The organism is Gammaproteobacteria bacterium (assembly GCA_033720895.1).
Lineage (GTDB): Bacteria > Pseudomonadota > Gammaproteobacteria > Natronospirales > JAJUFS01 > JAWWBS01.
The window spans coordinates 1-10,883 of record JAWWBS010000065.1 but is presented as its reverse complement, the minus strand read 5'-3'; the positions used below and the strand labels follow the sequence as shown (position 1 = coordinate 10,883).

Below are 10,883 nucleotides of genomic sequence, written 5' to 3'. Positions count from 1 at the left end.
GGCGGTAAATTCGATGGCGCGACAGCAGACCGGGCAGTCCTCGATGAAGTCCTGGGCCTCCCCGGCGGTATCCATTTCCACGGACACGGTCTCGCCACAGTAGGGGCAGGCGAGCGTGGTGCTGGGCAGCTCGTACATCAGCCGCGCTCCCCGGGCAGGAACGCCGCCTGGACGTCGTTCAACAGCTCGAGGCCTCGTGCCGTCACCGCCCATTGCCCATCCGTCAGTTCAACCAGTTGCTGGGCTGCCAGTGCAGACAGGCGGGGCACCAGGGCATCGGCGTCCAGTCCGGTGGATGCTTCGAACTCGCTGAAGGGCGCGGGCGCCAGCAAACGGCTGCGGTTCAACATGTACTCGAATTGCCGTTCCCCGGCGTCCAGCAGGCGCGTCTCCTGGATGGCGGCAGCCGTGCCCGCGGTGGCCAGGTACTTGTCCGGGTGGCGCTGGCGGGATTGTCGCAACACCTTGAATTGACTGGAAGTTGCCGATGTCATCTTGGAATGGGCGCCGGCGCCGATGGCGAGGTAGTCGCCGAAGGTCCAGTAATTGAGGTTGTGGCGGCTCTGCCGGCCGGGGCGGGCGAAGGCCGACACTTCGTAGCGCTCGAAACCGGCCGTGGCGAGGCGGCCGCGGGTCGCTTCCAGGATGTCGATGGCCGTGTCCTCGTCGGGCAGGCCGGCAGGAGGCCGAACGGCAAACAGGGTGTTGGGCTCCAGCGTCAGTTCATACAGCGAGACGTGTTGCGGCTCGAGTGACAGCGCCGTGTCGACATCCTGCAGCGCCGACTCCAGGGTCTGGCCCGGTAGCGCGGTCATCAGGTCGATATTGAAATTTTCGAGGCCGGCGGCATGCAGTTCCTCGGCGGCCTTGTGGATCGAGCCGGCATCGTGGATGCGACCCAGTGTTCGCAGGGCGTCGTTATCGAAACTCTGGGCGCCCAGCGAGACACGGTTGATGCCGGCAGCTCGGTAATCGGCAAAGCGGCCATGTTCGATGGTGCCGGGGTTGGCCTCCAGGGTGATCTCGACATCCGGTCGCAAGGGGAGCCGCTGCGCGATGTCGGCGAGCAGCTCTGCGAAAGCACCTGGCGAGAACAGGCTGGGGGTGCCGCCGCCAAAGAAGATGGCCTCAAGCGGCCGGCTCTCGGTCTCGTCCATCGCGAAGGCGAGGTCAGCCTGCAATGCCCGCAGGTACTCGCGTTCGGGCAGCGAGTCCTTTACGGCATGGCTGTTGAAGTCGCAATAGGGGCACTTCTTCACGCACCAGGGCAGGTGCACGTAAAGGGTCAATGGAATATTGGCCAGGGACATGTCGACCTGTGCCATGGCAATCAGCGGAGCTGGTCGAGCAGGGCCTGCAGCGCCTTGCCGCGGTGACTGAGGCGGTTCTTGGCCTCCTTGCTGAGCTCGGCGGCAGCGCATTCGGCATCCAGCGGCTGGAACACGGGGTCATAGCCGAAACCGCCCTCGCCCTGGCGAGCATCGAGAATGCGTCCTTCCCAGCTGCCATCCACCACCAGCGGCATGGGATCGGCGGGGTGGCGCAGCAGGACGATGACACAGCGGAAGCGGGCGTTGCGATCGGCGACGCCGGTAAGTTCGTCCAGCAGCTTGTCGATGTTCGCTTCGGCATTGCCATCCTCGCCGGCATAGCGGGAGGAATAGATGCCCGGTGCGCCGTCCAGGGCATCGACTTCCAGCCCGGAATCATCGGCCAGGGCGGGCAGGCCCGTCTGCTCGGCCGCGTGACGCGCCTTGATGATGGCATTCTCGATGAAGGTCAGGCCGGTTTCCTCGGCAGCGGGAAAGTCCCAGTCCGATTGCGGCCGGATGGCCAGGCCCAGCGGCTCCAGCAGGGCCTGCATTTCGCGGACCTTGCCAGCATTGCCCGTGGCCAGGACCAGTTCCTTGCCCGCCAGCTTCATCAGGAAAGACTGTCCAGCAGGTCGTTCTGCTTCCGGGTCAGATCGGCAATGCCGGCCGCCGCCAGGTCCAGCATGGCGTCGAGTTCCTCGCGGCGGAACGCATGCCCCTCGGCCGTGCCCTGCACCTCGATGAAGGCGCCGGCGGCATTCATTACCACGTTCATGTCGGTTTCGGCCTGCGAGTCCTCGGCGTAGTCGAGATCCAGTACTGGCTGGCCATTGAAAATGCCGACGGACACGGCGGCGACCGAACCGATCAGCGGATCCTTTTTCAGCTTGCCGTCTTTCAGCAGCTGGCGGGTGGCCATGGCCAGTGCCACGCAGGCACCGGTGATCGAGGCCGTGCGCGTGCCACCATCCGCCTGCAGTACGTCGCAGTCGAGGGTGATGCTGCGCTCGCCCAGCGCGCCGAGGTCCATGACCGCCCGCAGGGAACGGCCGATCAGGCGCTGGATTTCCTGGGTGCGGCCCGATTGCTTGCCATGCGCGGCTTCACGGCGGCCACGAGTGTGGGTGGCGCGCGGCAGCATGCCGTACTCGGCGGTTACCCAGCCCTGGCCCTTGCCCTTGAGAAAGGGCGGCACGCGATCTTCGACACTGGCGTTGCAGAGGACGCGGGTGTCACCAAAGGCGACCAGCACGGAACCCTCGGCATGGCGGGTGTATTCGGGAATGAGCTCGATGTCGCGAAGCTGGTCCGCGTTGCGTCCACTGGGTCGCATGAAACCTCCGGGGTCGGATGAAGCAGAGTGTGGCCGGAGTATAACGGACTGGGCGGCCCAGACCGACCGCCGCCACGACGCCGGTCAATCTTCCTCGTCGTCCGGGCCTTCGTAGCGGAAGGCGGTGGCGGTGATGTTGTCGGATTGCGGCTTGGCGAGTTCGTAGGCTTCCTCGGCCAGGGCATCCAGGGCGTCTTGCAGGTCCTCGGCGGCACACAGCTGCTCGCCGGTCTTGCCGATATCCAGCGGCGTCCAGAAGCCATCCGAGCACAGCAACAGCACGTCGCCGGGTTCCAGTTCGACGGCATCGGCAATTTCGATCTTGGGCTGGTCCGGCTCGCCGCCGAGGCACTGCTCGACGAAATTGCGCATCGGGTGGGTCAGCATCTCCGCCTCGGTAATGGCTCCGCGCTGGAACATCGCCTCGACGGCCGAGTGATCCCGGGTGCGAGTGACGAGCTCCCCATCACGGAACTGATAGATGCGGGAATCGCCGACATGGCCCCAGCGGGCGATGCCGCGGGAGATGATGCAAAGGGTGGCGGTGGTCCGAGGGCGCTGGTCGATGGGCTTCTTGATGCCGACGCGGACGGTTTCCTCGTGTCCCTGCTCGATGACCTTGCGGATGAAGGAGGCGGCGTCGGCCGCCTTCGGCTTGTCTTCCTTGAAGCCAGCCATGAAGCAGTCGACCGCGGTGGCGGCTGCCAGCTCGCCATCCTCGTGGCCGCCCATGCCATCGCAGACCGTCAGCATGACTTCCTCGTCACTCATCAATACCCCGTGACGGTCCTGGTTGGTTTCCCTGTCGCCAATCAGCGTGACCTCGGCGGTCTCGAAATCCACTTTGCCCCCGGCCTGTCCTGCTCCTGTTCTGTCCGTATAATGCCAGCTTCGCCGCGCCGCGCCCACTGCCGGGTTGCGCGCCAGGCACATGCCGGCTGAAAGGCCCGAGGAGACGCTTGATGATTTACTCGATGACCGGATTCGCCCGCCAGGAAAGCCGTGGTGATTTCGGCCTGCTGACGATGGAAATGCGCTCGGTCAATCACCGTTACCTGGAGATGCAGTTTCGCCTGCCGGAAGAGTTCCGGCCGCTGGAAACGGCAATCCGCGAAAAGGTCACGGCCGCCCTGGGGCGCGGCAAGCTCGATATTTCCCTGCGCTGGGAGCGTGATGCCGGCGAGACCAAGGCGCTGGACGTCAACGAACCGCTGGTCCGCCAGATTCGTGATGTTCACGGCAAGGTGTCGCGGCTGATCGGCACCGAGCAGGAACTGCGCGCCAGCGAAGTACTGCGCTGGCCAGGTGTCATCCAGGAGGCCGACACCGATCTCGAACCGCTGCACGCGGCCGCCCTGGCCTTGCTGGACGATACCCTGGCGGCGCTGAAGGAGGCCCGTGCCGGCGAGGGTGCGCGCATGCGCGAGCTGTTGCTGACACGTCTCGATGGCGTGAGCGGAATTGTCGGCGACGTCCGCCAGCTGATGCCGACGATTCGCGAGCAGCTGCGCGCGAAATTCGAGGCAAAACTGGCCGAGCTGGACGTCCAGCCCGACAACGACCGCCTCGAGCAGGAACTGGTGCTCAATTTCCAGAAGCTCGATGTCGACGAGGAACTCGATCGGCTCGATAGCCATGTCACCGAAATGCGCGATATCCTCGGCCGCGACGAACCTGTTGGCCGACGGCTGGATTTCCTCATGCAGGAGTTCAACCGCGAAGCCAATACACTGGGTTCCAAGTCGCAGGACAAGGCCAGCACCAAGGCGGCCGTGGACCTCAAGGTCCTCATCGAGCAGATGCGCGAGCAGATCCAGAACATAGAGTGAGCATGAACAAGCCAGCCGGAAAACTGTTTGTCATCAGCGCGCCATCGGGTGCAGGCAAGACCAGCCTCGTGAAGGAACTGGTACACGATGACCCGCAGGTCGATTACTCGGTGTCCTACACCACGCGCACGAAGCGGGATGGCGAGGAAGACGGGCGGGATTACTTCTTCGTGTCGCGCCGGGAATTCGAGGCCATGATCGGGCAGGGCGCATTTGTCGAGCATGCCCGGGTCTTCGACAACCACTACGGCACCTCGCGCGAGCATATCGAGGCCAAGCTGGCCGAAGGCAAGCACGTGATCCTGGAAATCGACTGGCAGGGTGCCGAGCAGGTGCGAGCGGCCTGGCCGGAGTGCATCAGCATTTTCATCCTGCCACCGTCGCGGGCCGAGCTGGAGCGTCGCCTGCGCAACCGCGCCACCGATGCGGATGATGTCATTGCCCGGCGCATGGGCGATGCCGAGGCGGAGATGTCGCACTGGAAGGACTTCGACTTCGTGGTGGTCAATGACAACTTTTCCCACGCCCTGAAAGAGTTGCAGCGGATCCTGCGCGGCAAGGGCGAGCAGAGCCGGGTGGACCGGGATGAGCTCAAGCCATTGGTGCGTAACCTGCTGGCAGGCAACAGCGCCGCGTCGGATTGATGCCGTTGACGACGTAAGCCACTGAATTAAGGGAAAAAAACGCGATATTTCTGGCCAAATCCTGCGCAGTTGGGATACACTGATCGGCCGTTTCACCAAAGATCATTGTTGAGGAAGTGCATCCATGGCTCGTGTAACCGTCGAAGACTGCATGCCGCAGGTCGAAAACCTTTTCCAGCTCGTGCTGATCGCCACCAAGCGCGCGCGTCAGCTGTCCAATGGCTCGGAAGCCCATCTCGATTGGGAAAACGACAAGCCGACCGTCGTTGCGCTCCGCGAAATTGCCGAGGGCCACGTCAGCGTCGACATCCTCGATGAATCCGATGACCCGCTGGCTGCCGCTGCCGCTGCCGAAGCCGAAGCTGCTGCTGCCGAAGCCGCTGCTGCCGAAGCTGTCGAAGCAGCCGAGAGCGAAGATGCCAAGCCGGCAGAGGACGAGAGCGGCGTCTGAACCTGGCGGGTCGTCCGGGGCGCTTGCTCGCCCCGGTGACCGCTGGCAACACCCTCTCGCCTCCTTTTCCCCATGAGTTATGCCGCTTCAGTCTTCAATCGCGCTGGCAAGCTGAAGCGCGTGGCCGGTGTCGACCGGCTGCTGTCGCTGGCAGGGGAGTATCTCGACGCCGAGCAGGTCGCCGAAATCGAGCAGGCCTTCGAATTCGGTGCCAAGGCCCACGAGGGCCAGAAGCGCGTTTCCGGTGAACCCTATATCACCCATCCCGTAGCGGTTGCCTCGGTGCTGGCGTCCATGCGCATGGACCGGGCTACCGTCATCGCCGCCATCCTGCATGACGTGCTGGAAGACACGCCCACCGAGCGATCGGAAATCGCGGATCGTTTCGGTGAGGAAGTGGCGCAGCTGGTCGATGGCGTTTCCAAGCTCACCCAGATCAAGTTTCGTTCCAAGGCCGAGGCCCAGGCGGAAAACTTCCGCAAGATGTTGCTGGCCATGGTCAAGGACATCCGCGTCATCCTGGTGAAGCTGTCCGACCGCCTGCACAACATGCGCACGCTGGGCGTCATGCCGCCGCCCAAGCGTCGCCGCATTGCTCGCGAGACGCTGGACATCTATGTCCCCATTGCCAATCGACTCGGCATGAACGATTTCCGCCTGGAGCTCGAAGACCTCGGTTTCCAGGCCATGCACCCGAATCGCTACAAGGTGCTGAAACGGCGGATGAAAAAGGTCCGCAGCTCGCAGAAAGACAATCTCAAGACCATCACCGCCAACCTCGAAGACGCCCTCGGTCGCGACAATATCTACGCCGACGTGCAGGGTCGCGAAAAACACCTCTACAGCGTGTACCGCAAGATGAAGGAGAAATCGCTGTCCTTCAGCGAAGTGCTCGATGTCTACGGTTTCCGCGTCATCGTCGACAAGGTCGACACCTGCTACCGCGTGCTCGGCGTGGTGCATAACGTCTACAAGCCGGTGCCCGGTCGCTTCAAGGATTACATCGCCATTCCCAAGACCAATGGCTACCAGTCCCTGCACACGGTGCTGTTCGGCCCGGGCGGCGTACCGATCGAAGTGCAGATACGCACCTCGGACATGAACAAGATCGCCGAAAAGGGCATTGCCGCCCACTGGCTCTACAAGTCAGGGACCAGTGCCGGCACGTCACCGGAAGTGCGCGCCCGCGAATGGCTGCGCTCGGTGATGGAAATGCAGAAGGGCTCCGGCAACTCCATGGAGTTCCTGGAGAACGTCAAGGTCGACCTGTTTCCGGACGAGGTCTACGTGTTCACGCCGCAAGGCGACATTCGCCGCCTGCCGCGCGGCGCCACCGCTGTCGATTTCGCCTATGCCGTGCATACCGATGTCGGCAACACCTGCGTCGCGGCCAAGATCGATCGGCGCCTTGCGCCCTTGCGCACCCCGCTGGTCAATGGCCAGACGGTGGAAGTCATTACCGCTCCGGGTGGCAAACCGAACCCGACCTGGCTGAACTTCGTCACCACGGCGAAGGCGCGCGCCAACATTCGCCATTACCTCAAGAACCTCCGCGAGGAAGAAGCCATCGAGCTGGGACGGCGCATGCTGGATCGCGCGCTGGAGCTCTTCGGCAAGCGCATCGATGATCTCGAAGCGGCGGACATCGAGAACGTTTTGAAGGACTTCAAGCTCGACGATTTCGATCACTTGCTCGAGTCGATCGGCCTGGGTCATCGTCCCGCGCCGCTGGTGGCGCGACGCTTCGCGACCGATGCCAGCGAACAGCGCGAGGCCGACCAGGGGCCGTTGTCGATCAGCGGCACCGAGGGCATGGTCGTCACTCTCGCTCGCTGCTGTCACCCGATTCCCGGAGATGACATCGTCGGTCACATGTCCACCGGTCGCGGCATCGTCATTCATCGCCTCAATTGTCCGAACATCTCGGTCGACCGGGACAACACCGAGCGCTGGATCGAAGTGCAGTGGGAAAAGGACATCAGTCGCGACTTCACCGTCGAAGTGCGCATCGAGGTCGCCAACCAGCGCGGCGTGCTGGCCACGGTCGCCGCGACCATTGCCGAGCTTGGCTCCAACATCGACCAGGTCAACGTGCAGGAGCGTGATGGCTCGACCTCGGTGATGAATTTCCTCTTTGCAGTGAAGGATCGCCGTCACCTGGCGCAGATCATGCGGCACATTCGCAAGATGCCGCAGGTACTCAAGGTGTCGCGTACCAGAACCTGAGGGAGCGTCGGTCTTTCCGCCAATGCGGCGTTGTGCTTCGTCCTCGAATGCTCATTTACTGGAAGTAAACTCCGCTTCTCGGACGTTCGCGCGCCTTGCCTGGACAAAAACTCCTCGCTCCAGCCATCCACAACGGCAAGAGCAAAAGTCGTTGCGCTCACCGATTCCACAAACGTCGTCGACTCCGGCACAATCAGTCCCATTGGAGAATTCTTTCGGAGACTCGCGATGAGCAGAGAAATCATTTCCACCGACAAGGCGCCGGCAGCGATCGGCACGTATTCGCAGGCGGTGAAGGTCGGCAGCACGGTCTACCTGTCGGGACAGATCCCGCTCGTGCCGGCCAGCATGGAAGTGGTCGAAGGCTTCGAGGAGCAGGTGCGGCAGGTGTTTTCCAACCTGGCGGCGGTGATGGAGGCTGCTGGCGGCACCATGACGAACATCGTCAAGCTGAATATCTATCTCACCGATCTCGGCAACTTTGCCAAGGTCAACGAGATCATGGCCGAGGTGTTCGACGAACCTTACCCGGCGCGCGCGGCAGTCGGCGTGAAGGAGCTTCCGAAGGGTGTGCCAGTTGAAATGGACGCGGTGGCCGAGCTCTGAGCAGCGGGCACTGACATGCAGCAGGGGAGAGACGCCGCCAGCGTGCCGGTGACCGAGCTCCGTGGCGTCGGTCCACAGCTCGCGACCAAGCTCGAAAGGCTGGGCCTGCGCACCCTGCAGGACGTGTTGTTCCACCTGCCTGCCCGTTACGAGGACCGGACGAAAGTCTTCCCGATCGGGTCGATGCTGCCCGGCCAGTCCGGCGTGGTCGAAGCGGAGGTGCAGCTGTCAGAGATTGCGTTTCGCGGCCGGCGCACCTGGATGGTCCGGGTCAGTGACAACACCGGCGCGCTCACCCTGCGCTTTTTCCATTTTTCGAAGCAGCAGACCGATGCCCTGAAGCGTGGCCAGCGGCTGCGCATCTTCGGCGAAGCAAGACGCGGCAAGCAGACGCTCGAAATGGTGCATCCGGAATACCGTCGCATCAGCGACAGCGGCGGTGACCTGGAAGATGCATTGACGCCGGTCTACCCGCTGACCGAAGGCGTGACGCAGGGACGGCTCAGAAGCCTGACCGAACAGGCGCTCGAGTGGTTGCGTCGTGGCAAGGTTTCCCTGCAGGAATTGCTGCCCGCCGACCTGGTTTCCGATGCTTCCTATCCGACACTTTCCTCGGCGATCCAGTACGTGCACCGCCCGCCCGGTGATGCGGATGCCAATGCCCTGGTTGCGCGATCACACCCCGCACAGAGACGCCTGGCCTTCGAAGAACTGCTGGCACACAACCTGTCGTTGCGCGAACTGCGTCGCGACGCCGACAAGGATCGTGCCCAGCCCTTGAACATCGGCAATGACCTGGTCGACAGGTTTCTGCAGTCACTTCCGTTCGAACTGACCGGTGCGCAACAGCGCGTCACCGGGGAGATCGGGGTCGACCTGCTGCGCGAGCAGGCGATGATGCGACTGGTGCAGGGCGATGTCGGTTCCGGCAAGACCGTGGTTGCCGCGCTGGCTGCGCTGGCGGCCGTGGCTGCGAACAAGCAGGCGGCGGTGATGGCGCCGACCGAACTGCTGGCCGAGCAGCACTACCGCAATTTCGATGAATGGCTGGCGCCGCTCGGCATTCGCGTCGCCTGGTTGTCGGGCAAGCTGACCGCGGCGAAACGCCGTGAGCAACTGGCACTGGTCGAAAGCGGTACCGCGCAGGTGGTGGTTGGCACGCATGCGCTGTTCCAGGAGGCCGTGGTGTTCGATTCGCTGTCACTGGTGATCATCGACGAGCAACATCGCTTCGGTGTGCACCAGCGATTGGCATTGCGCGAGAAAGGCGCGGCCGAGGGAATGGCGCCGCACCAGCTGATCATGACCGCCACGCCGATTCCCCGCACGCTCGCGATGACGGCCTATGCCGATCTCGACACATCGATCATCGACGAACTCCCGCCAGGTCGGACGCCGGTGAAAACTGTCGTCATCCCGGACAGCCGTCGCAGTGATGTGGTGCAACGGGTGGCTGCTGCCTGTGAAGAAGGGCGGCAAGTCTACTGGGTGTGCCCGCTGGTCGAGGAGAGCGAGCTGTTGCAGTTCGAGGCCGCAGAAGCGACCTTCGAAGCGCTGACCGAAGCCTTGTCCGACCAGCGCGTCGGGCTGGTGCATGGCCGCATGAAGCCGGCGGAGAAGGAAGCAGTGATGCGCGATTTCAAGCAGGCAAAGCTCGACCTGCTGGTCGCCACGACCGTGATAGAAGTCGGCGTCGACGTGCCAAATGCCAGCCTGATGGTGATCGAAAATGCGGAGCGCATGGGCCTGGCGCAACTCCACCAGTTACGCGGCCGCGTCGGGCGTGGCACGGCTGAATCGTCCTGCGTGCTGATGTACAAGGCGCCGCTGTCGCAAACTGCCAAGCGCCGCTTGCATGTCATGCGCGAGAGCAATGACGGTTTTGTCATTGCACAGGAAGACCTCGAATTGCGCGGACCGGGTGAAGTGCTCGGCACCCGCCAGACGGGCCTGGCCGAACTGCGCATGGCTGACCTGGTGCGCGATGGAGAAATGCTGCCTGCCGTGCAGCGCATTGCCGAGCGCCTGCTGGACCAGCACCCGGAAGCGGTGGGACCGATCATTGCGCGCTGGCTGGGTGATGCCGGTCGTTACGTGAATGCCTGAGGGTGATCGTGCGGACGATTCGGTGCAGAATGCGGCACACCAAGCCGGCCTGTCACCGAGGAAGATGGATTGATGCACTGGCACGTTCCGGACAACGATGAACTGACAAGCAGGGAGTCCGACTGGCTGCTCGAGCCGGGCTCGCTGACCGCGCGTATCCGCGAGCGCTGCGGCGACGGCTTCCATCTCGATGTGCTGCGCGAGGCGCCGGCCGGAGCCGACGAGCTCGCCGATTGCTGGCCCGGGGACACGCCCGCGCGCTTGCGCGAAGTGACCCTGAACTGCCATGACACGGCCATGATCTTTGCTCGCACCCTGATTCCCGATCCGGCCATGGCCAAGGATGGCTGGCTGGCCGAGCTGGGAACGAAACCG

At 63.5% G+C, this 10,883-nt stretch carries 12 protein-coding genes; 7 read left to right on the top strand and 5 right to left on the bottom strand.

What is annotated here, in order from left to right; translation table 11 throughout:
* From R3217_09180 to R3217_09160, 5 genes are all read right to left on the bottom strand, one after another.
* Positions 1-138 (bottom strand): CPXCG motif-containing cysteine-rich protein (locus tag R3217_09180; protein MDX1455614.1); only part of this gene is annotated, 138 nt, incomplete at its 3' end.
* The gene (gene hemW, locus R3217_09175; GenBank protein MDX1455613.1) at positions 138-1,325 is read right to left on the bottom strand and encodes a radical SAM family heme chaperone HemW; all 1,188 of its coding nucleotides are present in this window, start codon (positions 1,323-1,325) and stop codon (positions 138-140) included. The genes R3217_09180 and hemW, both read right to left, overlap by 1 nt.
* A gap of 5 nt (positions 1,326-1,330) precedes the next feature.
* The gene (gene rdgB / locus R3217_09170; GenBank protein ID MDX1455612.1) at positions 1,331-1,924 is read right to left on the bottom strand and encodes an RdgB/HAM1 family non-canonical purine NTP pyrophosphatase; all 594 of its coding nucleotides are present in this window, start codon (positions 1,922-1,924) and stop codon (positions 1,331-1,333) included.
* Positions 1,924-2,646 (bottom strand): ribonuclease PH, encoded by a 723-nt coding sequence (gene rph, locus R3217_09165; GenBank protein MDX1455611.1) that lies wholly within the window; start codon positions 2,644-2,646, stop codon positions 1,924-1,926. The genes rdgB and rph overlap by 1 nt, the downstream gene beginning before the upstream one ends.
* A gap of 84 nt (positions 2,647-2,730) precedes the next feature.
* Positions 2,731-3,489: a protein phosphatase 2C domain-containing protein gene (locus R3217_09160; GenBank protein ID MDX1455610.1), complete on the bottom strand. Its 759-nt coding sequence runs from the start codon at positions 3,487-3,489 to the stop codon at positions 2,731-2,733.
* Between the two features lie 119 nt (positions 3,490-3,608).
* Here R3217_09160 and R3217_09155 point away from each other — a divergent pair, with 119 nt between their 5' ends.
* The 7 genes from R3217_09155 to R3217_09125 form a co-directional block, all read left to right on the top strand.
* Complete coding sequence (locus R3217_09155) at positions 3,609-4,475, top strand: YicC/YloC family endoribonuclease (protein ID MDX1455609.1); 867 nt, start codon at positions 3,609-3,611, stop codon at positions 4,473-4,475.
* Positions 4,476-4,477: 2 nt separating this feature from the next.
* Positions 4,478-5,119, top strand: a complete 642-nt coding sequence (gene gmk / locus R3217_09150) for a guanylate kinase (GenBank protein MDX1455608.1) — start codon at positions 4,478-4,480, stop codon at positions 5,117-5,119.
* Positions 5,120-5,243: 124 nt separating this feature from the next.
* A complete protein-coding gene (rpoZ, locus tag R3217_09145; GenBank protein MDX1455607.1) occupies positions 5,244-5,570 on the top strand; it encodes a DNA-directed RNA polymerase subunit omega in 327 nt (108 codons plus the stop codon).
* A gap of 72 nt (positions 5,571-5,642) precedes the next feature.
* A complete protein-coding gene (gene spoT / locus R3217_09140) occupies positions 5,643-7,796 on the top strand; it encodes a bifunctional GTP diphosphokinase/guanosine-3',5'-bis pyrophosphate 3'-pyrophosphohydrolase (GenBank protein ID MDX1455606.1) in 2,154 nt (717 codons plus the stop codon).
* Between the two features lie 228 nt (positions 7,797-8,024).
* On the top strand, positions 8,025-8,402 hold the full coding sequence (locus R3217_09135) for a RidA family protein (GenBank protein MDX1455605.1): 378 nt from the start codon (positions 8,025-8,027) through the stop codon (positions 8,400-8,402).
* Between the two features lie 15 nt (positions 8,403-8,417).
* A complete protein-coding gene (recG, locus tag R3217_09130; GenBank protein MDX1455604.1) occupies positions 8,418-10,508 on the top strand; it encodes an ATP-dependent DNA helicase RecG in 2,091 nt (696 codons plus the stop codon).
* 72 nt (positions 10,509-10,580) lie between these two features.
* On the top strand, positions 10,581-10,883 hold a 303-nt coding region (locus R3217_09125; GenBank protein MDX1455603.1), incomplete at its 3' end, for a chorismate lyase.

Excerpts from the sequence above, each read along its gene's own strand:
- R3217_09155 (MDX1455609.1), top strand. The coding sequence starts at position 3,609 with ATGATTTACTCGATGACCGGATTCGCCCGCCAGGAAAGCCGTGGTGAT.
- hemW (MDX1455613.1), bottom strand. The coding sequence starts at position 1,325 with ATGGCACAGGTCGACATGTCCCTGGCCAATATTCCATTGACCCTTTAC.
- spoT (MDX1455606.1), top strand. The coding sequence starts at position 5,643 with ATGAGTTATGCCGCTTCAGTCTTCAATCGCGCTGGCAAGCTGAAGCGC.
- rph (MDX1455611.1), bottom strand. The coding sequence starts at position 2,646 with ATGCGACCCAGTGGACGCAACGCGGACCAGCTTCGCGACATCGAGCTC.
- rpoZ (MDX1455607.1), top strand. The coding sequence starts at position 5,244 with ATGGCTCGTGTAACCGTCGAAGACTGCATGCCGCAGGTCGAAAACCTT.
- gmk (MDX1455608.1), top strand. The coding sequence starts at position 4,478 with ATGAACAAGCCAGCCGGAAAACTGTTTGTCATCAGCGCGCCATCGGGT.
- rdgB (MDX1455612.1), bottom strand. The coding sequence starts at position 1,924 with ATGAAGCTGGCGGGCAAGGAACTGGTCCTGGCCACGGGCAATGCTGGC.
- R3217_09135 (MDX1455605.1), top strand. The coding sequence starts at position 8,025 with ATGAGCAGAGAAATCATTTCCACCGACAAGGCGCCGGCAGCGATCGGC.
- recG (MDX1455604.1), top strand. The coding sequence starts at position 8,418 with ATGCAGCAGGGGAGAGACGCCGCCAGCGTGCCGGTGACCGAGCTCCGT.